We start from the raw sequence: 24,701 nt of genomic DNA, 5'->3' as shown, positions 1-24,701 counted from the left end.
GCGGTGGAGGCTCGCGTTGCACCGCTCTCCATCGATCGGAACGGAGACGTCCGTGGAGAACACGCGCCGATGATCGAAGACCCGGAACACCGGCCCAACGGCCTCCAGACCCTGGCCGAGCGGCACGGCGTGAGCCTGGAGGCGGTGCGCCACCTGCTGCGGGCGCTTCAATCGGGCCAGGGTAACATGGCCCAGTTCGACCATCCCGATCTCGGCGGCTTCGGCCAGTGGTCGCGCGGCGGCATGGTGATGGTCGGTTCGATGAACGACCACGCCCTGAAGGCGCGGGTCGATGCTCTCTGCACCGAACTCGCCGCGGCCCTGCCGCTCTCCGGTTTCCGCGAGGAGGCAGCCTCGGGCAATTGGTGGCCGGAGGAACTTGGTCTCCCGTCGAGCGCGGGGGCGCAGAACGGCACGCGCTACGCGTTCTTCCCCGAGAGGCGGCGGCTTGCCGTCGAGACCGACGGCCGGCTCGCCCTCTACGACACGGGTGAGCGCATCGTCACCGGTGCGAGCCAGCAGCAGGGCGGAACCTCGTCGCTGCGCTTCAGCGGCCCGCAGGGAAGTTTTTCGCTGGAGGATCTGTCGGCGGTCGAGCGGGACGCGTCGGACAAAGCGTCGGCCCCCACGGCTGCGACGGCCTCCACGTTCTCGACGGGATCATCTTCGGCGTCCACGGCTCGTCCGGCCGCACCCGCCTTGCATCGGCAGGGTTCGGCTGCTGCGGGCGCAGACTCCGCCGATGTGCTCTCGATCCTCGAACGGCTGGCGGAGCTGCACAAGAAGGGCGTTCTGACCGACGCGGAGTTTTCGGGGAAAAAGGCGGAGCTGCTGGCACGGCTCTGACGCTCTCTCCGTCTTGCCGACGCAAAGCCGAAGTCGTCCAGGGCTCCGTCCGATCCGGACAACGCACGCTGCTGCATCGCTTCGCATCCGCTCGCGATGATGGGCTCCGGCCCGGCTGCCGGCCGTTCAGGCGATGGCCTGTCGCCGCAGGGGCCAGTGGATCGCCGCGCGCGCCCTAGATCCGGCCCATGGCCCCGCGCGACCTCATCGATATCGACCGCATCTTCCACGAGCCCGCGGTTGCCGATTACCCGCGCGGTCGCGAGATCCTGGCCCGTTATCCCAACGCCGAGCGGATCGAGGTCCCCTCGCACTGGAACATCCCGGACCTGCACGGCAATGCCGGCTCCGTCGAGGATTGGGTTCGGATCAAGCGTTCGACGCTGGTGCTCGGCGTGAAGAAGGGGCTCACGATGCGGCCCAACGGCCGCTCCGCCCATTTCATCGCGCCCTCCACCTCGAACGGCTGCGCGATGTCATGCGCCTATTGCTACGTGCCGCGCCGCAAGGGTTTTTCCAACCCGATCTCGCTGTTCGTGAATGCCGAGGCGGTCTGCGCCGCGATCGCGCGCCATGCGGGCCAGCAGGGTCCGCTGCCTGAGCCCGACCAGATCGACGGGCAGGCCTGGGTCTACGATCTCGGCGAGAACGGCGATCTCTCGGTGGATGCGATGATCTGCGACAACGTCCGCGATCTCGTCGCGCTGTTTCGCGGGCTGCCCAACGCCAAGGGGTCCTTCGCCACCAAGGCGGTGAACCGAGACCTCCTCGCCTACGACCCGCAGGGGCGCACCCGCATCCGCTTCTCGTTGATGCCGGCGCGGATCGCCCGCATCGTTGATGTCCGCACAACGCCGATCCCCGAGCGGATCGCCGCGATCGACGATTTCGTGAGGGCCGGCTACGAGGTCCACGTCAATTTCTCGCCCGTCATCCTCTACGAGGGCTGGGAGGCGGATTGGGCGGCGCTGTTCGACGCGATCGACAGGACGATCTCGGGCGCGGCCAAGGACCAGCTCGCCTGCGAAATCATCATGCTGACCCACAATGCCGGGCTGCACGCGGTCAATCTCGGCTGGCACCCGAAGGCCGAGGACCTGCTCTGGCGGCCGGACATTCAGGAGACCAAGCGCTCCGAGGGCGGCGGCGAGAACCTGCGCTACCGCACTGGCTGGAAGGGAAAATGGCTCGCCCGGTTCAAGACGCTGCTCGCCGAGCGGATGCCCTATTGCCGGGTGCGCTACGCGTTCTGAGGAGAAAACGAATGCCGGATCACGAGACCTATCTGCGCGAAGCGACCGAACTGGCGCTGGCCAACGTCGCCGAGGGCGGCAGCCCCTACGGGGCGGTGATCGTGCGGGAGGGCGCGGTCGTGGCGCGGGCGGCCAACCGCATCCACCGCACCAACGACCCGAGCGATCACGCCGAGATGGTGGCGTTGCGGGAGGCGAGCCAGCGGCTCGGTCGGCCCAAGCTCGACGACTGCATCGTCTATGCCAGCGGGCGGCCCTGCCCAATGTGCCACGCGGCGATGCGGCTCGCCGGGATCAGCCGAGGCTACTTCGCCTTCACCGCCGAGGAGGCGGAGGCCGAGGGGCTCATCAGCGCAGGGATCTATGCCGAGCTGTGTCGGCCGCTAGAAGAGCAGCCGATGCAGGTGCGCCACCACCCGGTGCCGGGCGAGCCCAGCCCCTACCGCGCCTGGGCGGAGCGGAAGGGGCGCTGAGGACCTGACTCAGTGCGTCCAGGGCGCCGTGCGGTTGAACTTGAAATTGTCGGAGTAGGACAGGCCCTTGCGCGCGATCGGCGGCGGCGTCTCCTCGACCCGGTAGGCGATGCCCGTCGACTGGGCATAGGCCACCGCCTCCTCCGCCGTGTCGAATTCGAGCCGGACCTGCTGCAGCATGTCGGAGGAGCCGGTCCAGCCCATCAGCGGATCGGTCTCGCGCGGTTCGGTCTGGTCGAACTCCAGCACCCATTGTTTGGTGCGGGCGAGCCCGGACTGCGTGGGATCCTTGGCGGGACGGTAGATGCGGGCGCTCGGCATCGGACGGCTGTCGTCTCCGGGGAAGGTATGGTCGGGGCGATAGGATTCGAACCTACGACCCTCTGCTCCCAAAGCAGATGCGCTACCAGACTGCGCTACACCCCGACGCTGTCAGGGAGATACCGCCTCGGCTCTCGGCCGGCAAGGCGCCGCTCGTCACACGAGGATGTCGAGGACGCGTTTCTCGGCCTCGATCGTGGATTTCAGCACCGCAGTGTTCACGGAGACGCCGAACGAGGCCGAGGCCAGCTCGGTCACGGCCGTGACGGGTTCGGCGGCGGATCGGGGCGAGGCGACGCGGGCGGCCGCCCCGTCGAAGCGCTGCAGGGCGGCGCTCACGCCCGCCGAACTCGTCGAGACTGCCGAGACCATGAACCGTCCGCCTTTCGTCCCGCCCAGCACAGCACGGAAAGGTAAAGGACGTGCTCAGGGATTCGGTGCAAAGCCCGCGCGCCGGCCGCGACTTGATCGGATCGCCGAGCGATCCCACTTCGCCGCAGGCCGGAGGCCTCACCCTCGCAGGCTCGGAGACAAGGCGCAGCGATGATCGATCTGTACTACTGGCCGACCCCGAACGGTCACAAGGTGACGATGTTCCTGGAGGAGGCCGGCCTCCCCTACACGATCCATCCGGTGGATATCGGCAAGGGCGCGCAGTTCGAGCCGTCCTTCCTGAAGATTGCGCCGAACAACCGCATGCCGGCCATCATCGATCAGGCGCCGGCCGATGGCGGTGAGCCGGTCTCGCTGTTCGAGTCGGGGGCGATCCTGCTCTACCTCGCGGAGAAGACCGGACGCTTCGTTCCCGCCGACCTGCGCGGGCGGGCCGAGACCCTGCAATGGTTGTTCTGGCAGATGGGCGGGCTCGGGCCGATGCTCGGCCAGAACCACCATTTCTCGCAATATGCGCCGGAGAAGATCCCCTACGCCATCGACCGCTACGTGAAGGAGACGAACCGGCTCTACGGCGTGCTCGACCGCCGGCTCGCCGACCGGGCCTTCGTTGCCGGCGCCGACTACACCATCGCCGACATGGCCGCCTATCCCTGGATCGTGCCGTGGGAGAAGCAGGGTCAGCGCCTCGACGACCATCCCAACCTGAAGCGCTGGTTCGAGACGATCGCCGAGCGGCCCGCTACCAAGGCCGCCTATGCGCGCGCGGCCGAGGTCAATCCGAACTACGGCCAGCCGATGAGCGAGGACGCCAAGCGGGTGATGTTCGGCCAGACCGCCGTGAACACCAAGAAATAGGGCGCGGCTACCGCCCGCTGCGTCGGGCGGCCACCGTGGCGAGGCCGGCGAAGTCCTTGTCGCCGTCGCCGTGGGCGATGGCATCGAGGAGGTTGTCGCGCAGCACGCTGGCGAACGGCATCGGCACGTTGACCGCCTCGCCCGCGGCCAGCGCGAGGCGGACATCTTTGAGGCCGAGCCGGATCGTGAAGCCCGGCGGCTCGTAGCGGCCCGCCATGATCATCGCGCCGTAATTCTTGTAGACCGGCGAGGCGAACAGGGTGCTGGTGAGCATCTCCAGCACGTCGGCCCCGGCGATGCCGTGTCCCTCCGCGAAGGCGGCCGCCTCCCCCATCGCCTCGATGGCCGAGACCAGCATGAAATTGCCCGCGAGCTTGACGGCGTTGGCCCGCTCCGGCTCCGCGCCGAAGCGCCAGGTCTTGCTGCCCATGGCATCGAACAGCGGCTGCACCCGTGCGATCACCGCGTCATCGCCGGCGGCGATAATGTTGAGCGCACCGTTCGAGGCCGCATCCGGCCGGCCGAAGACCGGGGCGGAGACGTAAGCCACGCCCGCGCGGCCGTGGACTGCCGCCAGTTCCTTGGCGAGCGCCACCGAGATCGTGGACATGCCGACATGGACGCCCGGACGCCGGCCGGAATCGAGCAACCCGCCCTCGACGATCACCGAGCGCAGGGCGGCATCGTCGGCGAGCATGGTGATCGCCGCGTCCCCGGAGAAAGCCTCCGCGGCGCTGGCGACGGGCTCGGCGCCCTCGACTGCCTTCGCCGCCTCGGGCGAGCGGTTCCACACCCGCACCCGGTGTCCCGCCGCGACGAGCCGCGCCGCCATCGCCCGGCCCATGCGGCCGAGCCCGATGAAACCGACATCCATGGATCAACTCCGGATTGCTGCCCCGGCCCCTGAAGGGGTGTGCTCTGGGACTCAGTGCGTGTTGAGGAATTCCAGCGTCAGCGTGTTGAACATCTCGGTCGCCTCCATGTGGACGAGGTGGCCGACATTGTTGATCACCTCCGCCTTGCCGTTCGGCATCCGGCCGGCGAGCGCGCGGGCGTGGCCGGTGTTGTCGCCCATGCCGGAGCGCATCTCCGCCGGGGCGAAGCCCTTGCCGGGGGCGTTGTGGTCGTTGGCGCCCATGATGAACAGGGTCGGCGCCTTCACGAGCGGGATCTCGTGGACGACGGGCTGGCCCCAGATCATCTGGTAGGAGTTCACGAAGGAGCGGAGCCAGCGCGGATACTCGCCCGAGCCCTTCACCCGCTCGCGGATCGACACGAACGGCTCGATCGCCGAGGCGGGGATCGAGAGCGCGTAGCTCGTCATCAACTGCTTGCGGTAGGCGTCGGCGCTGAGATCGCCCTCGCGGGCGATGAGCGTCTCGTCGGAGACCGGCGGGACGGCGTAGCGGTAATCCTCCAGCCCGATCGGGGCTTCCAGCACGAGGCTGTTGACCCGCTGCGGGTAGCTGCGCGCGAGCCGCACCGCGAGCATGCCACCCATGGAATGGGCCACCACATCGAAGCGCGGAATTTTTAGGCTGTCGGCGAGCGCGATCGTGTCGGCGGCCATCCGATCGAAGGTGAAGGCGCCGACCGGCTTCGAGGATTTGCCGAAGCCGAGCTGGTCGGGGACCACCACGCGGTAGCCCGCATTCGAGAGAGCGCGGATCACCGGGTCCCAGTAGCTCGAAGGGAAGTTGCGCCCGTGCAGCAGCAGCACCGTGCGGCCATTGGCGTTCTCGGCCGCCGGCACATCCATGTAGGCGAGGCGCTGCGCCTCGCCGTCGCGCGTCAGCGGCAGGAAGCGTACCGGGAAGGGATAGGTGAAGCCTTCGAGGCCGATGCCGAGCGGCGTCTGCTCCTGGGCCAGGGCGACCGCCGGTGACAGGGCCGGCAGAGGAGCGAGGCAGAGCGCGAGGCAGGAGGCAAGGAGCGGATAGGCACGCATGGACGCTTGGTCTCCGGTGGCCGGCTGTCAGGAAAAGACGATACAGACACAGAACCTGAGCGCCGCGTCCAGGGCTCGGATCGCCCGAGGACGGCGCGCGCTCGGCTCGGGCTCTGCCCCGGCGGCACGCACGTTCCGAAGCGCGGCGCATCGTCCGGTGAGGGACAGATAGGGCGGATCGGCCGCCTGCAAGCTCCGGATGGTGAACGGTGACAGGACGGAAGACGGGAGAGGCCGGCGGCGACGGGCTGCCGCTGCGGGACCGGATGCTGGCGCTCTCCGCCATGGCGCTCGCCATCGCGATGGCGGTGCTCGATGGCGCGATCGTCAACGTCGCCCTGCCGGTAATCGCCCGCGACCTCGACGTGCCGGCCTCCGACGCGATCTTCATCGTCAGCGCGTACCAGATCGCCGTCACCGCCGCCCTGCTGCCCCTGGCGACGCTCGGCGAGATCTGGGGCTATCGCCGGGTCTACCTGAGCGGTCTGGCCGTCTTCACCGCCGCCTCGCTCGCCTGCGCCCTCGCGCCCGGCCTCGCCAGCCTCACCGCCGCGCGGGTCGCGCAAGGGCTCGGCGCGGCCGGGATCATGAGCGTCAACATCGCGCTGGTGCGCTTCATCTACCCGCATCGGCTGATCGGGCGCGGGGTCGGCAACGTGGCGCTCATCGTTGCAGTGGCCGCCGCCGCCGGGCCGACGGTCGCTGCCGCGATCCTCTCGGTCGCGACCTGGCCCTGGCTGTTCCTCGTCAACCTGCCGGTCGGGCTCGTCGCGCTCGTCGTCGGGGCCCGCACCCTGCCGTACACGCCCCGCTCCGCCCGCCGCTTCGATCTCCGGAGCGCCGGTCTCAACGCCCTCACCATCGGTCTGCTGATCGTCGGCCTCGACGGCCTCGCCGATCCGGGCACGCGCGGGCTCGCCGTGGCGGCGATAGGGGCGTCGGTCGCGGTCGGCGTCGTCTTCGTGCGCAGCCAGATCCGGCTCGCGGCGCCGCTACTGCCCCTCGACCTGCTGCGGATCCCGGCCTTCGCCCTCTCGATGGTGGCCTCGGTTTGCTCGTTTGCAGCGCAGATGATCGCCTACGTCGCCCTGCCCTTCTACTTCCACGACGGGCTGGGGTTCTCGGAGACACGTACCGGTTTCCTGATGACACCCTGGCCGCTCGCCATCGCGGCGATGTCACCCTTCGCCGGCCGGCTCGCCGACCACTTCCCGCCGGGACTGCTCGGCAGCCTCGGCCTCGTCCTGCTGGCGGCCGGCATGGCCTCCCTCGCGCTCCTGCCGGAGACGCCCTCGACCCTCGACGTGGTCTGGCGCCTGACCCTCTCGGGCATCGGCTTCGGGCTGTTCCAGTCGCCCAACAACAAGGTCATCATCACCAGCGCCCCGCGTGAACGCAGCGGCGGCGCCAGCGGCATGCAGGCGAGCGCCCGGCTCGTCGGCCAATCGGTCGGGGCGGCGCTGGTCGCCGTGCTGTTTGGCGTGATCCCTGGCGGACCGGTGGGGGCCTTCGCCGTCACCCTCTGGTGCGCCGTCGCCCTGGCGCTCACCGGCGCCGTCGCCAGCGGCCTGCGACGGACGGGGCCGTGACCCGCGACCGCTGATCGGCGGATGTGCGAGCACCAGCCCCTGACTCATGCGTTGTCACCGGTACGGATGATTGCGGCGAGCGGAGGCGGCTGATGGACATCGACCTGAAGGGACGCAGCGCCCTCGTCACCGGCTCGACCGGCGGCATCGGCTACGCCGTCGCGCGCGAACTCGGCCGGCTCGGCGCCTATGTCGCCGTCAACGGCCGCACCGCTGAGCGGGTGGACGCGGCGATCGTGCGTCTGCGCGGCGAGGTGCCCGGCGGGGAGTTCATCGCCGGCATCGGCGATGTCGGCACCGAGGAGGGCGCCGCCGAACTCCTATCGGCGCTGCCGCGGGTCGACATCCTCGTCAACAATGCCGGCATCTTCGAGCCGAAGCCGTTCTTCGAGATCGCCGATGCCGAGTGGCGCCGGTTCTTCGAGGTGAACGTGATGAGCGGCATCCGCCTCGCGCGCGCCTACGGACCCGGCATGGTCGAGCGCGGCTGTGGCCGGATCGTCTTCATCGCCAGCGAGTCGGGCGTCAACATCCCGCCGGAGATGGTCCATTACGGCATGACGAAGACGGCGCAGCTCGCGGTCTCCCGCGGTCTGGCCGAGACCGTCGGCGGCAGCGGCGTCACCGTCAACAGCGTCCTGCCCGGCCCGACCATGACCGAGGGCGTGGTCGATTTCCTGGAATCGATGGGCGCGGGCGAAGGCGACTTGGAGGCCAGGGGCCGCGCCTTCATCGCCGAGAACCGACCGACCTCGCTCCTGAAGCGCCTCGCGCAGCCGGAGGAAGTGGCCAACATGGTGGCCTATCTCTGCACCCCCGCCGCGAGCGCCACCACGGGGGCGGCCCTTAGGGTCGATGGCGGCGTGCTGCGCGGAATCGCCTGAGATCCGCCGCACCCGAACCCATCGGACGTACGGACCGGCCTGACCGGTTCCGTACTCCGAGGGACGGTCCGCGAACGGCTCTGTTCGATCAGGACTTCAGGTGTGCGGCGAGATGCTTGTTCATCTCGAACATCGAGCACTTGTCCTTGCCGAAGATCTTCTTGAGCTTGTCGTCGGCGACGATCTCGCGCTTGTTCTCCGGGTTCTGGAGGTTGTGCTTCTTGATGTGCTCCCACACCTTGCTGACGACTTCGCCGCGCGGCAGGGGCTTGTCGCCGACAATGGCGGCGAGTTCGGGAGACGGCTTCAGGGGCTGCTGAAGTGCGTTGGGCTTGGTGCCGGAGGCGGCCTTGGTGGCGGTCTCCTTTTTCGGGGCACTCTTGGGCGCAGCCGCCTTCTTCTCCGTCGTCTTGGTAGCCATGGTTTCCCTCCGTCCTGCGGACCGGCAGATTCGTGCCACGAGCCCAAGGGGGTCCCCGAGAGGCATGGGGGCACTGAGGAGCAACAACTAAGCGGTGCCGCGCCCGTTCCAAGTGGAGAACGGCACCGCTATGCCGTCCATCCACAGATCAGCGGACCTTTCCGCAACGCAATCCGCCGACCGAGCGATTTTTCGCACCGTCGTTCACACCGATCGGGCCGATCCCGTGGGCGAAAGCCGGGCCCGCGCCGCCTCTGCCCGAACCGTGGGGGGAACCGTGCCCGCCGCGCCGCATTCAAGCAACACCCCGGATCACGGCCGCGTCAGGCGCCTGTCGGGGGCGGTCTGGACAATTCGGAGACTTGGATGCCGACGGATCTGCCCGAAGAGCGGGCCTATCGAAAGCCCGGGACGCTCGAACTGGACCCGGCCTCAGGCGAGGGCGTGGCGACCGACGAGACCCCTCGGCTGATCGCCTCGGACAAGGTCGAGGGCACGCCGGTCTACGATGGGACCGGCCGCCACCTCGGCAGTGTCCACAACTTCATGGTCGACAAGGTCTCGGGACAAGTCGCCTACGCCGTTCTGTCCTTCGGCGGATTTCTCGGCTTCGGCGAGGCCTACCACCCGCTGCCGTGGAACGCGCTGACCTACTCGGTCGAACTTGGCGGATACGTGGTCGACATCGACCCGGCCGATCTCGAAGGCGCACCGACGCAGGGGCCCGGCGAGGATCCGTTCTCCGATCCGCGCTTCGGCGGGCGCCTCAACGACCACTGGGGCGGCCGGAAGGCTCCGACGGCCTGAGCCGTCGGAGCCGAGCTGGATTGCGGCGCCCCCCCCGATGCGATCAGGTCGGGCAGGGTCTCAGAACTTGCCGCCGAGGCCCACGCTTCCGCTGGAGCCCATCTGCGGGGCGAGGCCGCCGGAACTGGTCCGCGTCGTCGGCTCGCCGTCGATCTCCTCGCGTCGGATCCGGCGTGGGCCTTCCTCGGCGGTGCGGGTCTGGCCGCGGATGGTCTTCGGCAGCTCCAGGGGGCGGGTCGGCGCGGCGGCGAGGGGGCGGCCCTCGTCGTCGACCTGGGCGCTGCGCAGGGGGCGGCCGGGCAACGTGCCGCGAGCGGAGGGCGGGGGACCGAGATCGGTATCCGGCATGACGCCGCCGCCGCCGCCCAGGGCCTGGCAGCCGCCGAGGCTCGCCGCAAGAAGCGCCGCGGCGCACAGTCTCGACGGATGTAACATGGGTGTCTCGTCCTCGTATCGGCCGCCCCGGACCGCAGACTCGGCGGGCTCAGACTCGGACGAAGCCCAACTGAGACCGTGGCCAGGGGCCGGCAACCTTGAGATTTCCTGCATCCGTCTAAGGCAGGGTTCGGGCGAAAACCAGACGGAGGTTGCGGATGCCTGACCGGTTACGGTGGACTGGCATCGAGCCTGCGAATCGAGCCAACCGGCCTGGTCCGGGCCTCGTGGAACGGGACCCTGAGTGATGGAGGCGATTCGACCGGCCCATTCGTCGGCGCCCTCGTCGGCTCATCCACAACTTCGCCGTGGTTGGCGGGCATGGACGATGCGTCCGCCCGCCCCATACCGTCCGGTGAGCGGCCGGCTCGTCGCAGCCGCCATGCGGATCTTTCCAGACTGTCGAGGGGTATAGGAGTGCTCAGACTGATCCGGCCGATCGTGACACCGGCGATCGTCCTCCTCGCCACGGCGGCCATGGCCGCGGACGGTTCGACGGGCGCCTCGGGCGAGGCATCGCCGCCGCCCGCATCCGCCGCGCCGCCGGTGGTCGCGCCGGCCACGACGCCGGCCGCGCCCGCCAACGGAGGCGCCGCGCCGTCGCAGGGCGGCGGCACCCCGGCGGTGGTGCTCGACACCCAAGATTACGAGAGCCTGCTCGGCAAGAGCGTGCGCGCCATGAACGGCGACGACCTCGGCCGGATCATCGACGTCATCATCGATCGCGACGGCCGCCCCCGCGCCGCGGTGATCGATTTCGGCGGCTTCCTCGGCGTCGGCTCGCGCAAGATCGCGGTGGACTGGCGGGTCCTGAAGTTCACCACCGAGGGCAAGGTCGGACGCCTGACGCTCCAGCTCAACCGCAATCAGGTCCGGGTCTCGCCCGAGTACAAGGCCGGCGAACCCATTGTGGTGCTCGGGGCCACGAGTCCCGGTGCCGCCGTCCAGCCGGCGGAGGGCGATGCCACCGCCGCTGCCGAGAAGGCTGCCGTCCCGTCCGAAAAAGCCCCTGACCGGCCGCAGGAGAAGACGCCGGACCGATGACGGCATACCCGGTGACGGAACGGCGCGCGTATCCGGCGCGCGAGCGCGACACGCATCGCAGCGACCTGCGTGAGCGGGGCGGTTCCCGCCCGGGCCGCCGCGCGGGCCGCGCGAGCGAGCCGGCGGCCGCTCCCACCGAGCCGTCGCGCCGCGCCACCTACGGCCTCGACGCCTTCACGTTCTTCATCGCCAACCTGCAGACCGGGTTCGGGCCGTTCCTCGCCGTCTACTTCACCCAACAGAAGTGGACGCAGTCGGATATCGGCCTCGCGCTCACCGTCGGCAGCCTCGTGAGCCTGCTTGGGCAGATGCCCGGCGGCGCCTTCGTCGATGCCTCCCGCTCGAAGCGCTTCGCCGCCGGCTTCTCGGCCTTCTGGGTCGGGGCGAGCGCGGTGATGCTGGCCGCCCTTCCCACCTATCTCGTCGTGATGCTCGCCATGGCGATCCACTCGGCGGCGAGCTGCGTGCTGACGCCGGCCATCGCCGCCATCTCCATCGGCCTCGTCGGCCATGCGCGGGCGGGGGAGCGGCTGGGGCGCAATGCGAGCTTCTCGGCCATCGGCAACGCGCTCGGCGCCGCCGGGATGGGCGCGATCGGCTACTACCTCTCGAACAACGCGGTGTTCTATCTCGCCGGCCTCCTCGTGATTCCGGCCCTGGTGTCGCTCTCATTCATCCCGTCCGGGCGCGCCGCAGACGCGGGTAAGCCCCGGCCAACGGTCCGCGAACCGGAGGTGCGCGAGGCCGGCGGGGTCGCGGTACTTCTGAAGAACCGGGCGCTCCTGTGCTTTGCCGCCTGCATGGTGCTGTTCTTCCTCGCCAACGCCGCGATGCTTCCGCTTGTCGGCAGCGTCATGACGCTGCGCGCTAGCGAGACCGCCACGGCCCTGGTCGCCGCCTGCATCATGGTCCCGCAGGCGGTGCTCGCCCTCACCGCTCCCTTCGTCGGACGCCTCGCCCAGAGCTGGGGGCGCAAACCGCTCCTCGTGATTGGCTTCGCGGCCTTGCCCGTGCGCGGCCTCCTCTTCGCCTTCGTGAACGATCCCTATTGGATGGTCGCGATCCAGGTTTTCGACGGCATCTCGGCCTCCGTTCTCGGCGTCATGGTTCCGCTGATCGTTTCCGACGTCACCCGCGGCACCGGCCGCTTCAACACCGCGCTCGGCGCGGTCGGCACCGGCATGGGCATCGGCGCGGCGCTCTCGACGGCGCTCGCCGGCTTCATGGCCGACGAACTCGGCAGCCAGACGGCCTTCATGGGACTCGCCGTCGTCGGCGCGGTCGGACTGGTGCTGGTGCTGTTGATCATGCCAGAGACGCGGCGCCGGGATGGGGAGGATGTGGGCGAGCCGTCTTGACCTGCGGCGGCCGACGCGGTTGGAATCGTTTGCGCGTCGCACATCCGATCAAGTTCGGTTCAGCTTCGTTCCGCTATGCGGCGGAAAGCTGCGCGCGCTTGAAACATAAGGCGACGCTTCGCGTTGCGGTTAAAGGGCGGTGCGTGCGCCCTCCAGCCACACTCGGCGCCCAGCGGGTCTGATCGAATCGGGACTGACGATCGCGATGGAAGATCTCTGCCAATACGCCAACAGACCGGGGGCCTTTGTCGGGCGCTACCTCAAGCGCCGGATCATCCCACACCTCGTGATCCTGTTCTCCGTGCTCGGTGCCGTGACCTTCTCGGTCTCGACCGATTACGCGCTGAAGGGGGTGGTCGATGCCCTCGGCAAGGGGCCGAGCACCGGTCAGGTCTGGTCGGCGCTCGCGCTGCTGATCGCCTTCATCGCCGCCGATAACATGCTCTGGCGCGTGGCGGCGCTGGTCGGCGCCTTCACCTTCGTCGGCGTCACGGGCGACATCCGCCGCGACCTCTTCCGCCACATGACGGGCCACGCGCCCTCGTTCTTCGCCGACCGGCAGCCGGGCACGCTCGCCTCGCGTATCACCGCGACCTCGAACGCGATCTTCACCGTCGAGAACATGTTCACGTTCAACGTGATGCCGCCCTGCGTGGCGGCCACGCTGTCGATCATCTACATCGGCACCGTGAACATGACGATGGCGCTCGTGCTCGCCGGCATCTTCGCCGCGGTCGTGCTCCTGATGTTCAAGATGGCCTCGGCCGGCAAGCCGCTGCATCACGACTTCGCGGCAAAAGCTGCCAGCGTCGACGGCGAGATGGTCGATCTCGTCGGCAACATGCCGCTCGTGCGCGCCTTCTCGGCCTTCAACCGCGAGATCGTCCGCTTCGACGGCACGATCGGCTCGGAGATGCGGGCGCGCCGCTCCTCGCTGCTCTACCTCGAGAAGCTGCGCATCACCCACGCCATCCTCACCGTGCTCTCGATCCTCGGCCTGCTCTACTGGTCGATCAAGATGTGGGAGGCCGGGCAGGCTACGACCGGTCAAGTGGTTCTGGTCTGCACGCTGGGCATCCGTATCCTCGCCGCGACCCGCGACCTCGCCGTGGCGCTGGTGGACGCGACCCAGCACACCGCCCGCCTTTCGGAGGCGCTGCACACCCTGCTCCAGCCGCACGAACTGGTCGATCACCCGGAGGCCGAGACGCTCGTCGGCCAGACCGGCGCCGAGATGCATTTCGACCACGTCGCCTTCAGCTATCCCGATGGGCGCACCGTGTTCTCCGACTTCGACCTGCTGATCCCGCCGGGTCAGACCGTTGGGCTCGTCGGCAAGTCGGGCGGCGGCAAGTCGACCCTGTTCTCGCTGATCCAGCGCTTCTACGAGGTGCAGGGCGGGCGCATCCTCATCAACGGACAAGACATCAACCGCGTCACGCAGGAGAGCTTGCGCGAGGCGATCACGGTGGTGCCGCAGGACGTGTCGATGTTCCACCGCTCCCTGCGTGAGAACATCCGCTACGGCCGGCCGGATGCGACCGACGAGGAGGTGTGGCAGGCGGCCGAGGCAGCCCACTGCACCGACTTCATCCAGGCCCTGCCGGAGGGCTTCGACACCATCGTCGGCGATCGCGGCGTGAAGCTCTCGGGCGGCCAGCGCCAGCGTATCGCTATTGCCCGCGCGATCCTGAAGGATTCGCCGATCCTGCTCCTCGACGAGGCCACCTCGGCGCTCGACGCCGAGTCCGAGGAGGCGATCCGTGCCGCTCTCGCCAACCTGATGAAGGGCCGCACGGTCATCGCCATCGCCCACCGCCTGTCGACGCTGAAGGATTTCGACCGGATCGTCGTGCTGGAAGGCGGCAAGATCATCCAGGACGGCTCGCCGGAGAAACTCACCCACCTCGACGGCTTCTATCGCGAGCTGATGAAGAAGGAATCGATGTCGATGGCGCTAGCCGCGGCCTGACGCACCGGGCATCCCGTTCGCCGGATCGGCGGGACGGGGTGCCAACATCGATCGGCGAGTACACAATCCTATCGTGAGGCCGGGCGGTGCGTTCACTGTCCGGCCTTTCGCTTTTCACGCAACAGAGCCGGAGCCCCCCCGTGGCCGAGCAGCAATTCGCCAGCGACAACTATGCCGGGATCTGCCCCGAGGCATGGGATGCGATGCAGGCGGCCAATGCCGGCCACGCACCGGCCTACGGCGCCGATTCCTGGACGCAGGCGGCAGCCGACGGGTTTCGCCAGTTGTTCGAGACCGATTGCGAGGTCTTCTTCGTCTTCAACGGCACGGCGGCGAACTCGCTCGCCCTGGCCTCGCTCTGCCAATCCTATCACAGCGTGATCTGCGCCGACTCGGCGCATGTCGAGACCGACGAGTGCGGCGCGCCGGAATTCTTCTCCAACGGCTCGAAGCTGCTCACCACTGCTACCGAGGACGGCAAGCTGACGCCAGAACTCGTGCGGACGATCGCGGGCAAGCGCAGCGACATCCATTTCCCGAAGCCGAGGGCGGTAACGCTGACCCAGGCGACCGAGACCGGGCGGGTCTACACCGGGGACGAGATCGCGGCGATCGCCGAACTCTGCCGCGCCTCGGGCCTGCGCCTGCACATGGACGGTGCCCGCTTCGCCAATGCCTGCGCCTCTCTCGATACGAGTCCGGCCGCGCTGACCTGGAAGGCCGGCGTCGACGTGCTCTGCTTCGGCGGGACCAAGAACGGCATGGCGGTGGGCGAAGCCGTGATCTTCTTCGATCGCGGGCTCGCGGAGGATTTCGATTATCGCTGCAAGCAGGCGGGCCAGCTCGCCTCGAAGATGCGCTACCTTTCGGCGCCCTGGGTCGGCATGCTGGAGAGCGGCGCGTGGCTCGACAATGCCCGCCACGCCAACGACTGCGCCCAGCGCCTCGTGCGGGGGATTGCCGAGGTGCCGAGCATCACGCTCGCGGCCCCGGTGGAGGCCAACGGCGTGTTCCTGAATTTGCCCGTCCCGGTTCAGGAGGGGCTGCGTGCCCGCGGCTGGCAGTTCTACGGCTTCATCGGCGGGGCGTCCCGCTTCATGTTCGCCTGGGATTCGGACCCAGCGCGGGTGGACGCGCTGGCGCGCGACATCCGTCTCTGCGCGATGCCCGCGGCGGCGTGATCGCGGCTTCGCGGGAGAGGTCGATCAGACGAGATAAGTGATGGTGGCCGCCAGAGCCGTCGCCACGGTGGCGATGGCAAAGCCCGATGATGAGAGCAGAAGCGTCGAGCGGGCAGTCGCCGGCTCGGGCTCATCGGAATAGCCGAACGCTTGGCCTGCCGCCTGTTCCAGGCGCATGAGGGAGAGGTGACGCGCTTGGGCGGTGGCGGGGGTCATCGGCGTGGCTCCCTTACGGTCAAGCTGACCTTGCTGAGTTAACGTCCGGAAACCATTCTCTGTTCCCGCAGGCATCCTGGGCCGCGCTCCTCAACGTCTCGCTGCAGGATCGCTGGCCGCCGCAGGCTTCGTGAGAGCGTCTTAACCATCCGCACGCATCACTGAGATGACAGCGCGCGGACCGAACCGGAACGGTCGGACTTCGAACACGGCCGGCCCCTGTGATACTGCGACCTGCGGAAGCGGACGGGAGGCTTTTTGTTTCCTGTTTGTTCCTATACAACGAGGGTATGAAGAGCCATGCAGCCCGTCTCCGACCCGATTCGAGGAGCCGTCGCGTGAGCGATCCGGCACGCGACTTGTTCGGGCCGGGAAGCAAGCCGCCCGCCGCGGAGGCCGAGCGCCGCCGTCGTCTCACCCCCGTGGCACCGCCTCCGGCCCCCGCGCCGGAGACGGCGGAAGCCGGTTACGACGCCTCGACCATCGAGGTGCTGGAGGGGCTGGAGCCGGTGCGGCGCCGGCCGGGCATGTATATCGGCGGCACCGACGAGCGGGCGCTGCACCACCTCTTCGCCGAGGTGATCGACAACTCCATGGACGAGGCGGTCGCGGGCCATGCGAGCTTCATCGAGGTGGAGCTGGAGGAGAGTGGCGCGCTGGTCGTCACCGACAACGGCCGCGGCATTCCCGTCGATCCCCATCCGAAATTTCCGGGCAAGTCCGCGCTCGAAGTCATCATGACCACGCTGCACGCGGGCGGTAAGTTCGACTCGAAGGTCTACGAGACGTCCGGCGGCCTGCACGGCGTCGGCATCTCGGTCGTCAACGCGCTCTCGGACGTGCTGGAGGTCGAGGTCGCCCGCAACCAGACCCTCTACCGCCAGACCTTTTCCCGCGGCCATGCGCAGGGAAGCCTGGAGACGGTCGGCCGGGTGCAGAACCGGCGCGGCACGCGGGTGCGCTTCCATCCCGACGCGCAGATCTTCGGTTCGCTGAAGTTCGACCCGCGCCGCCTGTTCAAGATGGCCCGCTCCAAGGCCTACCTGTTCGGCGGCGTCGAGATCCGCTGGCGCTGTGCTCCGGCCCTGCTCGAAGGGCTCGACGACGTGCCGGCCGAGGCCGTGCACCGTTTCCCCGGTGGCCTCTCGGACTACCTCGCCCGCGACATCGAGGGGAAGGAGCTCGTCCTCGACTCCATCTTCTCGGGGAAGATCACGAAACCCGGCTCGCACGGGTCGCTCGAATGGGCGGTGGCCTGGACGGTCGCTGACGACGGCGTCTCGCATTCCTACTGCAACACGATTCCGACGCCGGAGGGCGGCACCCACGAATCTGGACTGCGCGTCGCGCTGCTGCGCGCCTTGCGCGAGCACGCGGAGCGGGTGAATCAGGCCAAGCGCATGACGGCGGTGACGACCGACGACGTGATGGCGACCTGCGCCTCGATGCTCTCGGTCTTCATCCGCGAGCCCGAGTTCCAGGGTCAGACCAAGGACAAGCTCGCCACGGTCGAAGCCTCCCGCATCGTCGAGACGGCGGTGCGCGACGCCTTCGACCACTGGCTCGCCGCCTCGCCGGCTCAGGCCAACAAGCTGCTCGACTGGGTGATCGACCGGGCCGAGGAGCGTCTGCGCCGCCGCCAGGAGAAGGAGGTCGCCCGCAAGAGCGCGACGCGCAAGCTGCGCCTTCCCGGCAAGCTCGCCGATTGCTCGGCTGCCGGCACCGCGGGCTCGGAGATCTTCATCGTCGAGGGCGACTCGGCCGGCGGCTCAGCCAAGCAGGCCCGCGACCGCGCCACCCAAGCGGTCCTGCCGCTGCGTGGAAAAATCCTGAACGTGGCCTCGGCCAGCCGGGACAAGCTCGGCGCCAACCAGCTCATCTCGGACCTGACGCTGGCGCTCGGCTGCGGCACCGGCGCCAATTTCCGCGAGGGGGACCTTCGCTACGACAAGGTCATCATCATGACCGACGCGGACGTGGACGGCGCCCACATCGCCTCGCTGCTGATCACCTTCTTCTACCGGCAGATGCCGAAGCTCATCGACAAGGGCCATCTCTACCTGGCGATCCCGCCACTCTACCGGATCAGCCAGGGCGCGAAGTCGGCCTATGCCCGCGACGACGCGGACAAGGAGCGGATCATCAAGACCGTGTTCAAGAACGGCAAGGTCGAGATCGGACGCTTCAAGGGGCTGGGCGAGATGATGCCGGCGCAGCTCAAGGAGACCACGATGGACCCGAGGAAACGCACACTGCTGCGGGTCGCGGTCCTCGACGAGGCGCGGGAATCCACCGGCGACACGGTGGAGCGCCTGATGGGCAACAAGCCGGAGGCGCGGTTTGCCTTCATTACCGAACGGGCGGCGTTCGCGGACGGGACGGAACTGGATATCTGAGACGCTTCGCCCTTCCGCCACGAAAGCCGTCTGGGGCGGTTCGTCGATGTGCCGGGTCGAATCGGTGCTTCTCTTTTGGCAGCGGTCCGTCAGGCCGGCTCGACCATTTCCTTAGCGGTGATCTCCACGATCCGCCCGTCCGCCAAGTGCAGCACCCGGTCGGCCGCGCCGAAGTAGCGGTCGTCGTGGCTGATGACGACGAGCGTTCGTCCTCCACGGCGCAGGTCCGGCAGAAGCTCTTCGTAGAAGCGGCGGCGGAAGGTCGGATCCTGCTCCGCCGCCCACTCGTCCAGAACGAGGACCGGACGTCCTTCAAGGGCGACCTGCACCAAAGCGAGGCGCTTGCGTTGGCCTGTCGAGAGATCGGTGGTGGAGCACCGCCCCTCGCTGACATCGACCTTCTCGGCGAGATCGAGCCGCTCCAGCAGCGACCGGGCGGACTCGGGGCCAGCGCCTTCGACCGGTATCAGTTCATCGAACAGATGGTAGTCGAAGAAGATCGCCGAGAAATGCTGGCGATACGCGTCGCGCGTCCCCGCCGTCACCGGCACGCCGTCGAGCAGGATGTCTCCGGCTTGCGGCGGGTAGAGCCCGAGCAGCAGCTTGATCAGCGTCGTCTTGCCCGAGCCGTTCTCGCCGACGACGAACAGGATCTCGCCGGCGCGGATCGTCAGGTCGATCGGGCCGAGCGTGAAGGGTGCCTTGTCCCCGGCCGCCGGGAAGCCGTGGCTCACGCCGCGCAGGGTGATCTCGCCGATGCGGCGGCCCGCCTCCGACGGCGTGGCGGCGAGCAGGCCGGCTTCCGCCTCCGCTCCGTCTTCCTCGAATTCGGCGATGCGCCGGTAGGCGACCTGGGCCTGCCCGATCATCGGCACGAAGTGGATGAGCTGCGCGATCGGCGCCTGGATGTAGAGCAGCACGAGCACGAAGCCGGAGAGTTCGGCGCCGCTGATCCCGGCCAGGACCTTGTAGGCGATGAGGCCGGCGAACAGCAGGAAGTTGGTCGACTGGCTCAGCATCGACAGCGATTGCTGAATGACGGCGATCCGCGTCATCAGACGACGCGCCTGCTCGATGCAGGCGTGGAGGGCGACATCACGCAGGTGAAGCCGGCGTTCGCGGCCGATGCGCAACTCCTTCGCTGCCTCCGTCAAAGTCAGATAGTGCTTCTGGGTCGCCTCCCGGTTCTTCCGGATCTCTTCGAAGGATCGGAGCATGGTTCGGCGAAGAGCGTTCGCGCCGAGGCTCTCGACCGTCAGGACCACCGCCGTCACCGCCGACAGGGCGGGTGACAGGACGATCATGTAGACACCGCAACCGATCAGAGTCCCGGCCGCAACCACGATCGGCGAAAGGAACGCGATGGCCGTGAAGATGGTGGTCACGTCGCCCTGGAGCGAGGCGAGCAGCTTGTGCTTGCCGAGGCGCTCGATCCGCTCGATCGGCGCGGTCAGGATCTTGTCGGTGAGATCGCGGCTGAGCGCCGCCTGGATGCGCCCGCCGGCATAGGCGTTGCCGAGGCTGGCCGCGAAGGTGCCGATGACGCTCAGGGCCGCGAACCCGGCAAACGCCAGCAACACGCCGTCGGCCAGTCCGCCCTCGCCGTAGAAGGCCTCGTTGATCTTGGCGAGCGCCGCGGCGGTGGCGAGCCCGCCGACCGACCCCAGCACCGTTGCTACGGCGACCAGCGGCCAGACCGGCCGCATCAGCCGGATCGCGTCATGCCTGAAGTGACGAAGGATTGCGCCGTCCTGCCCCATGCCTGCAGATTCCTCCGAGCCGAGGTCGCCGCCTGCTGCGGTGGCCGGGCACTGGTCCTAATGACAGGTTTGGTGGAGGTGAACGGCCGATCCGGTACGGGTCACCCACCACCGGAATGGGTTCTACAAATTCTCGCTACGGCGATATTTCGATGGCAGACACGGTTCACTGACTCGACCGGCTTCGCGTTCGCGCGGTCGTGCAGCGATCTACGGTTTGGCGCCCACGCTCACCACCGGCGTCGCCTCCCGATCCCCTACGATCATGATGAGCATGTTCTGCGCCATACTGGCGCGGCCCTGGTCGTCGAAGACGATGCCGGCATGTCCGTCCTCCGGCTGCTCCAGCCGCGCGATGGTGTCGCGCACGATGGCGACCGCGCCCTCCACGATTTGGCGGCGGGCGGCGATGATCGCGCCGGCCTGCTGGCGCTTGAGCATCGCGCCCGCGATCTCCGGCGCGTAGGCGAGATGCGTGATCCGCACGTCCTCGACGACGACGCCCGCGAGCGCGACGCGCTGGCCCAGTTCCGCGATCAGGTCGGCGTGGATCGCGTCGCGGTCGGCCCGGAGCGAGGCGACGCGGGTGGCCTTCTCGGCGAGACGGCGCTTGGCATTGCCCGCCTCCTCGCCGACATTCTCCGCCTCGTCATGGTCGTAGGGACGGGTCGAGGCGATGTTGCGCAGGGCCGCCTCCGCCTGGAGCGAGACGAATTCGTGGTAGCTGCCGACGTCGAAGGTCGCGCGCGCCGCGTCCTGCACCCGCCAGATCGCCGCCGCCGCAATGGTGATCGGGTTGCCCATCAGGTCGTTGACCGTGATGATCTTGGTCTCCTGCGCCTCGGTCGCGAGCGAGACCTTGGCGACCGCCGTCAGTGGATTGCGCCACCAGAAGCCGTCGCGGGCGATGGTACCGTGATAGCGCCCGAACAGGGTCAGCACCGCCGCCTGCCGCGGCTTGAGCGTGATGAGCCCGGCGAGCAGCACGATCCCGACGACCAGCGCCGCCACGGAGACGAGCAGGAAGGCCGGGCCGACGCTGCCACGGCCGAAGACCAGCACGCCGCCGCCGATGAAGGTCAGGGCGGCCAGCGCGAGGCAGGGAATGGCGATGGCGAGCGCCAGCCAGCCGTTCAGGGCGCGATAGGGCACGTCCTGCGTCACGCTCGCTCCGGCCATGCCTGCATCCCTCTCAGCTTCGCTCGGTCCGAAGCTTAAGGACGTGGCGCGTGCAATCCTAGTGAGATACCGGCATCCTCCGGAGCGGTGATGCCCTTGGTGTGCGGTGCACGCGATCGGCAGCATCGACGGGTTGATGCGGCCGGAGGCCTTCGTTGAGCGAACCGCGTAAACAGCTCCATCTCGGCGCCTTCATGCGTCCCATCGGCATCCATACCGCGTGGTGGCGCTATCCCGGCGGATTTCCGGACGCGAACTTCAACCTCGACCATCTCGTGCGCTTCGCCCGCACCCTGGAAGCGGCCAAGTTCGACGCCTTCTTCATGGCCGACCATCTCGCGGTGATGAACATGCCGATGGAGGCGCTGAAGCGCTCGGCCACCGTCACCTCGTTCGACCCGCTGACGCTGCTGCCCGCACTCGCCATGGTGACGGAGCGGATCGGGCTGATCGCCACCGCCTCGACCACCTATAACGAGCCCTACCATGTGGCCCGCAAGTTCGCCTCCCTCGACCACATCTCGCGGGGCCGAGCCGGCTGGAACCTCGTCACCTCCGGCAATCCGGACGAGGCGCTGAACTTCGGCCGCGACGCCCATCTCGACCACGCGACCCGCTACGCTCGCGCCCGCGAATTCTTCGAGGTCGTCACCGGTCTGTGGGATTCCTGGGCCGACGACGCCTTCGTCCGCGACGTCGAGCAGGGGCTTTTCTTCGATCCCGACAAGCTCCACACCCTGAACCACCGGGGCGAATTCCTGAAGGTGAAGGGGCCGCTCAACGTCGCACGCCCGGTTCAGGGCTGGCCCGTGATCGTGCAGGCGGGCGCCTCCGAGGCCGGGCGCCAGATCGCAGCGGAGACCGCCGAGATGGTGTTCGGCTCGGCCTCGTCCCTGGAAGCGGGACAAAAATTCTACGCCGACGTGAAAGGCCGGATGGACGCGGCGGGGCGTTCTCGCGACGCCCTGAAGATCCTGCCCGGTGCCTTCGTCGTGGTCGGCGGCACGGAGGAGGAGGCGAAGGCGAAGAAGGCGCGGCTTGATGCGCTGGCGCCGGTCGAGAGCGGACTTGCCAACCTCTCGGTCCGCCTGGGCACCGATGCCAGCGTCTTCGATCTCGATGCGCCGCTGCCCGAGATCCCGGAGACGAATGCCAGCAAGAGCGGGCAGGCGCAGATCGTCGACTATGCCCGCCGCACCGGGGCGACGGTGCGGGAGCTTGCTCGCCGCGTCGGCGGCTATGGCGGGCTCACCTTCGTCGGCACGCCCGAGCAGATCGCCGACCGGATGGGCGAGTGGCTCGAAGGGCAAGCCTGCGACGGCTTCAACGTGATGTTTCCCTTCGTGCCGGAAGGGCTCGACGATGTCTGTGCCGGCGTGGTGCCGGAACTGCAGCGACGCGGCCTGTTCCGCACCGAGTACGAGGGCACGACCCTACGCGACCATCTCGGTCTCGCGCGACCGGACAACCGCTTCTTCGAGACGCGGTAGGCTCCCCGCCGAACCGGCATGCGGTTCCGCAGGGAGCGTCGGCGCGTCAGCGCCGGCTGGTCAGGCCGTAGAGGGCGAAGCCGGCCAGCGCCGCGAGGCCGAGGGTGAGCAGGCGGTTGCTGCCGACGGTGTCGGCGGCGGCCCAGCCTGTGCTCTTGGCACTCTCGATCATGGCGCGGCCCCTGAGGATGCGCGCGGCCCTCTGCCGGTTCGCCTCCTGGGTCGGCAGATGGACGATGAAGGTGTCGCCCTCGCGGTCGATATCGATGCTGTTGCGGGCAAACCCCGCCCGTACCAGGCGGTCCTTGGCGGCGCGGGCCGCCTCAAGGCTCGTGAAATCGGCTTCGACGCCGACGGTGTCCTGGGCCATGTCTCCTCCTCGACCGATTTGGGGATGTGCCGCTCACGCGAGACCACGCCACCGTCGCCGCCCGCGGGAGGCGATGACCGATGGCCCGGCGCTTCGTGAGGCACTCCAAGCGGGAGGAGCAATCCAGTCCTGCCGTTCACGGTTCCGCGAGAAGGATCAGGCGACCGCTTCCGCCTCGCAGGCATCGACCCGCACGACGCCGTCGGCGGTGAGCGAGCAGATCACCTCGGTGCCGTCGTCGAGTGCGAAGGCATGGAACAGACGACGCTCGAGTTCTTCGAGGCCTTCGCCCGGTAGTTCCGCGATCTCATCGCGCGCACGCTCTTGGAGAACCGGAAGAACACCGCTCCTCTCGGCGATTTCCTGCGCGGATTGCGTCAGAACGATCTCGAAAGACATTGCCGCCTCCCTGTTACGACGCCGGTCACGACCTTGTCCGATCCGCGCGAAGACAGGACCCTCTTGCGACTTTTTTGGGGCAGCCACCGCGCGCTGGAAAAATCGCAAGGCAGATCAATCCCTTGGTAAACGCCTGCAACCCGCCGTCGGCCCCGACCTGTGGCCTGGACCCCGTCGGGACAGGCGTGAGGCCCCCGAGGCGGCGGCCGGCGAGATCAGGATCAGGCTTGAGGAGAGCCCGCTCGGCGGCACAGCGCAGACCGGGCTGCTGTGACGCATCGGCTCAGGGCAGCCTTTCGAGGTGTTTTTCGGTTCCAACCGGCGGAGCGGGCGGATTACGCTCGTCCGTCAAACGTCACCGGCCGCCGGAGTGTCGACAGGCTCCGACCGTCAAGAAACATCCACGGCAGGGAGGCCGGCCCCATGAATTCCATCCTCGTCGTTGCGCTCGTCTGCGCGTCCAGCGTTCAGATGCCCGATTGCTCCCGCGAGACCGCCCTCGACGTGATCATCGGGCCGGCTCACACGCTTCAGGAATGCCTGATCCAAGGGCCGGTCCTGGCCGCCAGCGCCGGCCATGGCGGCGCTGCCAACACCTACGTGAAGACCCGCTGCGAGCAGCGCAAGGAACGGTAGGCGAGGAACGATTAGACAGGAACGGGAGGAGTGGGCCGTGGCAGACGATGAGACCGTCGATCCCGTCCGCGCCGTGGAAGTGCGGCTGCGCGCCCGCCTCGCCGTGGTCGAGCGCGCGGCGTGGTTCGGCTTCGTGCAGGCGATGCGGGACCGCCCCGAAGAGACGCGCGCCTACATCGAAGCCGAGCGGGCGCGCTGCGAGGAAGGCTTCGGCAGCGGCGCCTGGGCCAAGGATCTGACCGCGGCCGAGCGCGCCATGCTCGGGGCGGAGGTCGATGCCGGGCTGGCTCAACTCGTGGAGGATGCCCGCGCGGAGATCGGCGACGGCCCCTGAACCGGGGGCTGAACGGGTCCCTCCCCGCGCCATCCTTTCGCCTTGCGGTCATGGCGGGAAGAGTCCAGTGTCCCCCGCCAAACCGGAGCCGGCCGGAGGAAACCCCGTCCGCCGGTCCCGCGAAGGAGCCGTGACTGG

General features: G+C 68.6%; 26 protein-coding genes and 1 tRNA gene. 15 read left to right on the top strand and 12 right to left on the bottom strand.

Annotated elements, in window-relative coordinates; translation table 11 throughout:
• Nucleotides 1-69 precede the first annotated feature (69 nt).
• The 3 genes from MFF24_RS11650 to MFF24_RS11640 all read left to right on the top strand — a co-directional run bounded on the left by MFF24_RS11650 (nt 70) and on the right by MFF24_RS11640 (nt 2,572).
• The gene (locus MFF24_RS11650) at nt 70-846 is read left to right on the top strand and encodes an SHOCT domain-containing protein (RefSeq protein ID WP_238224600.1); all 777 of its coding nucleotides are present in this window, start codon (nt 70-72) and stop codon (nt 844-846) included.
• Nucleotides 847-1,034: 188 nt separating this feature from the next.
• Nucleotides 1,035-2,099 carry a spore photoproduct lyase family protein gene (locus MFF24_RS11645; protein WP_238224599.1) on the top strand — a complete coding sequence of 355 codons (1,065 nt, stop codon included), beginning with the start codon at nt 1,035-1,037 and terminating at the stop codon, nt 2,097-2,099.
• Nucleotides 2,100-2,110: 11 nt separating this feature from the next.
• Nucleotides 2,111-2,572 carry a nucleoside deaminase gene (locus MFF24_RS11640; protein WP_238224597.1) on the top strand — a complete coding sequence of 154 codons (462 nt, stop codon included), beginning with the start codon at nt 2,111-2,113 and terminating at the stop codon, nt 2,570-2,572.
• Nucleotides 2,573-2,581: 9 nt separating this feature from the next.
• Here MFF24_RS11640 and MFF24_RS11635 read toward each other — a convergent pair whose 3' ends face one another.
• From MFF24_RS11635 to MFF24_RS11625, 3 genes are all read right to left on the bottom strand, one after another.
• Entirely contained in the window at nt 2,582-2,893 is a 312-nt protein-coding gene (locus MFF24_RS11635) for an ETC complex I subunit (RefSeq protein ID WP_238224595.1), read from the bottom strand.
• Between the two features lie 28 nt (nt 2,894-2,921).
• Nucleotides 2,922-2,998, bottom strand: a tRNA-Pro gene (locus tag MFF24_RS11630).
• A 51-nt stretch (nt 2,999-3,049) separates the two neighbouring features.
• A complete protein-coding gene (locus MFF24_RS11625) occupies nt 3,050-3,265 on the bottom strand; it encodes a hypothetical protein (protein WP_238224593.1) in 216 nt (71 codons plus the stop codon).
• A 171-nt stretch (nt 3,266-3,436) separates the two neighbouring features.
• Here MFF24_RS11625 and MFF24_RS11620 point away from each other — a divergent pair, with 171 nt between their 5' ends.
• On the top strand, nt 3,437-4,144 hold the full coding sequence (locus MFF24_RS11620; RefSeq protein ID WP_166059904.1) for a glutathione binding-like protein: 708 nt from the start codon (nt 3,437-3,439) through the stop codon (nt 4,142-4,144).
• A 7-nt stretch (nt 4,145-4,151) separates the two neighbouring features.
• Here MFF24_RS11620 and MFF24_RS11615 read toward each other — a convergent pair whose 3' ends face one another.
• Nucleotides 4,152-5,018 carry an NAD(P)-dependent oxidoreductase gene (locus MFF24_RS11615; RefSeq protein ID WP_238224591.1) on the bottom strand — a complete coding sequence of 289 codons (867 nt, stop codon included), beginning with the start codon at nt 5,016-5,018 and terminating at the stop codon, nt 4,152-4,154.
• A gap of 51 nt (nt 5,019-5,069) precedes the next feature.
• Nucleotides 5,070-6,092 (bottom strand): alpha/beta fold hydrolase, encoded by a 1,023-nt coding sequence (locus MFF24_RS11610; RefSeq protein WP_283214493.1) that lies wholly within the window; start codon nt 6,090-6,092, stop codon nt 5,070-5,072.
• Nucleotides 6,093-6,358: 266 nt separating this feature from the next.
• On the opposite strand from MFF24_RS11610, the gene MFF24_RS11605 reads away from it, so the two are divergent.
• Nucleotides 6,359-7,681, top strand: a complete 1,323-nt coding sequence (locus tag MFF24_RS11605; RefSeq protein WP_373322688.1) for an MFS transporter — start codon at nt 6,359-6,361, stop codon at nt 7,679-7,681.
• A gap of 92 nt (nt 7,682-7,773) precedes the next feature.
• Nucleotides 7,774-8,565 carry an SDR family NAD(P)-dependent oxidoreductase gene (locus MFF24_RS11600; RefSeq protein ID WP_238224588.1) on the top strand — a complete coding sequence of 264 codons (792 nt, stop codon included), beginning with the start codon at nt 7,774-7,776 and terminating at the stop codon, nt 8,563-8,565.
• An 88-nt stretch (nt 8,566-8,653) separates the two neighbouring features.
• Here MFF24_RS11600 and MFF24_RS11595 read toward each other — a convergent pair whose 3' ends face one another.
• Nucleotides 8,654-8,986 (bottom strand): SWIB/MDM2 domain-containing protein, encoded by a 333-nt coding sequence (locus MFF24_RS11595; protein ID WP_017486375.1) that lies wholly within the window; start codon nt 8,984-8,986, stop codon nt 8,654-8,656.
• A 366-nt stretch (nt 8,987-9,352) separates the two neighbouring features.
• On the opposite strand from MFF24_RS11595, the gene MFF24_RS11590 reads away from it, so the two are divergent.
• Nucleotides 9,353-9,793, top strand: a complete 441-nt coding sequence (locus MFF24_RS11590) for a PRC-barrel domain-containing protein (RefSeq protein WP_238224586.1) — start codon at nt 9,353-9,355, stop codon at nt 9,791-9,793.
• Between the two features lie 60 nt (nt 9,794-9,853).
• Here MFF24_RS11590 and MFF24_RS11585 read toward each other — a convergent pair whose 3' ends face one another.
• Nucleotides 9,854-10,228, bottom strand: a complete 375-nt coding sequence (locus MFF24_RS11585; RefSeq protein ID WP_108940973.1) for a hypothetical protein — start codon at nt 10,226-10,228, stop codon at nt 9,854-9,856.
• Between the two features lie 417 nt (nt 10,229-10,645).
• Between MFF24_RS11585 and MFF24_RS11580 the strand changes: the two genes are divergently transcribed.
• The 4 genes from MFF24_RS11580 (at nt 10,646) to MFF24_RS11565 (ending at nt 15,783) form a co-directional block, all read left to right on the top strand.
• Nucleotides 10,646-11,272 (top strand): PRC-barrel domain-containing protein, encoded by a 627-nt coding sequence (locus tag MFF24_RS11580; protein WP_238224584.1) that lies wholly within the window; start codon nt 10,646-10,648, stop codon nt 11,270-11,272.
• Nucleotides 11,269-12,630 (top strand): MFS transporter, encoded by a 1,362-nt coding sequence (locus MFF24_RS11575; RefSeq protein ID WP_238224582.1) that lies wholly within the window; start codon nt 11,269-11,271, stop codon nt 12,628-12,630. Before MFF24_RS11580 ends, MFF24_RS11575 begins: the two co-directional genes overlap by 4 nt.
• A gap of 205 nt (nt 12,631-12,835) precedes the next feature.
• Nucleotides 12,836-14,602 (top strand): ABC transporter ATP-binding protein, encoded by a 1,767-nt coding sequence (locus MFF24_RS11570; RefSeq protein WP_133090386.1) that lies wholly within the window; start codon nt 12,836-12,838, stop codon nt 14,600-14,602.
• A 140-nt stretch (nt 14,603-14,742) separates the two neighbouring features.
• A complete protein-coding gene (locus MFF24_RS11565; RefSeq protein ID WP_238224581.1) occupies nt 14,743-15,783 on the top strand; it encodes a threonine aldolase family protein in 1,041 nt (346 codons plus the stop codon).
• Nucleotides 15,784-15,807: 24 nt separating this feature from the next.
• Here MFF24_RS11565 and MFF24_RS11560 read toward each other — a convergent pair whose 3' ends face one another.
• Nucleotides 15,808-15,999, bottom strand: coding sequence for a hypothetical protein (locus MFF24_RS11560; protein ID WP_108940968.1), 192 nt, complete (start codon nt 15,997-15,999; stop codon nt 15,808-15,810).
• A 338-nt stretch (nt 16,000-16,337) separates the two neighbouring features.
• Here MFF24_RS11560 and parE point away from each other — a divergent pair, with 338 nt between their 5' ends.
• Nucleotides 16,338-18,395, top strand: a complete 2,058-nt coding sequence (gene parE / locus MFF24_RS11555; RefSeq protein ID WP_238224580.1) for a DNA topoisomerase IV subunit B — start codon at nt 16,338-16,340, stop codon at nt 18,393-18,395.
• 89 nt (nt 18,396-18,484) lie between these two features.
• Here the strand turns inward: parE and MFF24_RS11550 are convergent, their stop codons facing one another.
• Nucleotides 18,485-20,155, bottom strand: coding sequence for a cyclic peptide export ABC transporter (locus tag MFF24_RS11550; RefSeq protein ID WP_238224579.1), 1,671 nt, complete (start codon nt 20,153-20,155; stop codon nt 18,485-18,487).
• A 210-nt stretch (nt 20,156-20,365) separates the two neighbouring features.
• Nucleotides 20,366-21,334 (bottom strand): SPFH domain-containing protein, encoded by a 969-nt coding sequence (locus MFF24_RS11545; RefSeq protein WP_133090391.1) that lies wholly within the window; start codon nt 21,332-21,334, stop codon nt 20,366-20,368.
• Nucleotides 21,335-21,489: 155 nt separating this feature from the next.
• On the opposite strand from MFF24_RS11545, the gene MFF24_RS11540 reads away from it, so the two are divergent.
• On the top strand, nt 21,490-22,824 hold the full coding sequence (locus tag MFF24_RS11540; RefSeq protein WP_238224578.1) for an LLM class flavin-dependent oxidoreductase: 1,335 nt from the start codon (nt 21,490-21,492) through the stop codon (nt 22,822-22,824).
• Between the two features lie 46 nt (nt 22,825-22,870).
• Here the strand turns inward: MFF24_RS11540 and MFF24_RS11535 are convergent, their stop codons facing one another.
• Complete coding sequence (locus MFF24_RS11535; RefSeq protein WP_108940963.1) at nt 22,871-23,194, bottom strand: hypothetical protein; 324 nt, start codon at nt 23,192-23,194, stop codon at nt 22,871-22,873.
• A 156-nt stretch (nt 23,195-23,350) separates the two neighbouring features.
• Nucleotides 23,351-23,593: a hypothetical protein gene (locus MFF24_RS11530; protein WP_238224577.1), complete on the bottom strand. Its 243-nt coding sequence runs from the start codon at nt 23,591-23,593 to the stop codon at nt 23,351-23,353.
• 423 nt (nt 23,594-24,016) lie between these two features.
• Here MFF24_RS11530 and MFF24_RS11525 point away from each other — a divergent pair, with 423 nt between their 5' ends.
• Together MFF24_RS11525 and MFF24_RS11520 are read left to right on the top strand one after the other, a co-directional pair.
• Entirely contained in the window at nt 24,017-24,229 is a 213-nt protein-coding gene (locus tag MFF24_RS11525) for a hypothetical protein (RefSeq protein WP_108940961.1), read from the top strand.
• Nucleotides 24,230-24,266: 37 nt separating this feature from the next.
• On the top strand, nt 24,267-24,563 hold the full coding sequence (locus MFF24_RS11520; protein ID WP_166059891.1) for a hypothetical protein: 297 nt from the start codon (nt 24,267-24,269) through the stop codon (nt 24,561-24,563).
• The last annotated feature ends 138 nt before the right edge of the window (nt 24,564-24,701 follow it).

This window comes from Methylorubrum aminovorans (genome assembly GCF_022179725.1).
Classification (GTDB): domain Bacteria; phylum Pseudomonadota; class Alphaproteobacteria; order Rhizobiales; family Beijerinckiaceae; genus Methylobacterium; species Methylobacterium aminovorans.
Note: the sequence above shows the minus strand (reverse complement) of the source record. Positions and strands in the feature narration are given on the sequence as shown.

Bases quoted from the DNA above. Each gene is read 5' to 3' on its own strand.
- MFF24_RS11650 (WP_238224600.1), top strand. From the start codon at position 70: ATGATCGAAGACCCGGAACACCGGCCCAACGGCCTCCAGACCCTGGCC.
- MFF24_RS11645 (WP_238224599.1), top strand. From the start codon at position 1,035: ATGGCCCCGCGCGACCTCATCGATATCGACCGCATCTTCCACGAGCCC.
- MFF24_RS11640 (WP_238224597.1), top strand. From the start codon at position 2,111: ATGCCGGATCACGAGACCTATCTGCGCGAAGCGACCGAACTGGCGCTG.
- MFF24_RS11635 (WP_238224595.1), bottom strand. From the start codon at position 2,893: ATGCCGAGCGCCCGCATCTACCGTCCCGCCAAGGATCCCACGCAGTCC.
- MFF24_RS11625 (WP_238224593.1), bottom strand. From the start codon at position 3,265: ATGGTCTCGGCAGTCTCGACGAGTTCGGCGGGCGTGAGCGCCGCCCTG.
- MFF24_RS11620 (WP_166059904.1), top strand. From the start codon at position 3,437: ATGATCGATCTGTACTACTGGCCGACCCCGAACGGTCACAAGGTGACG.
- MFF24_RS11615 (WP_238224591.1), bottom strand. From the start codon at position 5,018: ATGGATGTCGGTTTCATCGGGCTCGGCCGCATGGGCCGGGCGATGGCG.
- MFF24_RS11610 (WP_283214493.1), bottom strand. From the start codon at position 6,092: ATGCGTGCCTATCCGCTCCTTGCCTCCTGCCTCGCGCTCTGCCTCGCT.
- MFF24_RS11605 (WP_373322688.1), top strand. From the start codon at position 6,359: ATGCTGGCGCTCTCCGCCATGGCGCTCGCCATCGCGATGGCGGTGCTC.
- MFF24_RS11600 (WP_238224588.1), top strand. From the start codon at position 7,774: ATGGACATCGACCTGAAGGGACGCAGCGCCCTCGTCACCGGCTCGACC.
- MFF24_RS11595 (WP_017486375.1), bottom strand. From the start codon at position 8,986: ATGGCTACCAAGACGACGGAGAAGAAGGCGGCTGCGCCCAAGAGTGCC.
- MFF24_RS11590 (WP_238224586.1), top strand. From the start codon at position 9,353: ATGCCGACGGATCTGCCCGAAGAGCGGGCCTATCGAAAGCCCGGGACG.
- MFF24_RS11585 (WP_108940973.1), bottom strand. From the start codon at position 10,228: ATGTTACATCCGTCGAGACTGTGCGCCGCGGCGCTTCTTGCGGCGAGC.
- MFF24_RS11575 (WP_238224582.1), top strand. From the start codon at position 11,269: ATGACGGCATACCCGGTGACGGAACGGCGCGCGTATCCGGCGCGCGAG.
- MFF24_RS11570 (WP_133090386.1), top strand. From the start codon at position 12,836: ATGGAAGATCTCTGCCAATACGCCAACAGACCGGGGGCCTTTGTCGGG.
- MFF24_RS11560 (WP_108940968.1), bottom strand. From the start codon at position 15,999: ATGACCCCCGCCACCGCCCAAGCGCGTCACCTCTCCCTCATGCGCCTG.
- MFF24_RS11550 (WP_238224579.1), bottom strand. From the start codon at position 20,155: ATGGGGCAGGACGGCGCAATCCTTCGTCACTTCAGGCATGACGCGATC.
- MFF24_RS11545 (WP_133090391.1), bottom strand. From the start codon at position 21,334: ATGGCCGGAGCGAGCGTGACGCAGGACGTGCCCTATCGCGCCCTGAAC.
- MFF24_RS11535 (WP_108940963.1), bottom strand. From the start codon at position 23,194: ATGGCCCAGGACACCGTCGGCGTCGAAGCCGATTTCACGAGCCTTGAG.
- MFF24_RS11530 (WP_238224577.1), bottom strand. From the start codon at position 23,593: ATGTCTTTCGAGATCGTTCTGACGCAATCCGCGCAGGAAATCGCCGAG.
- MFF24_RS11525 (WP_108940961.1), top strand. From the start codon at position 24,017: ATGAATTCCATCCTCGTCGTTGCGCTCGTCTGCGCGTCCAGCGTTCAG.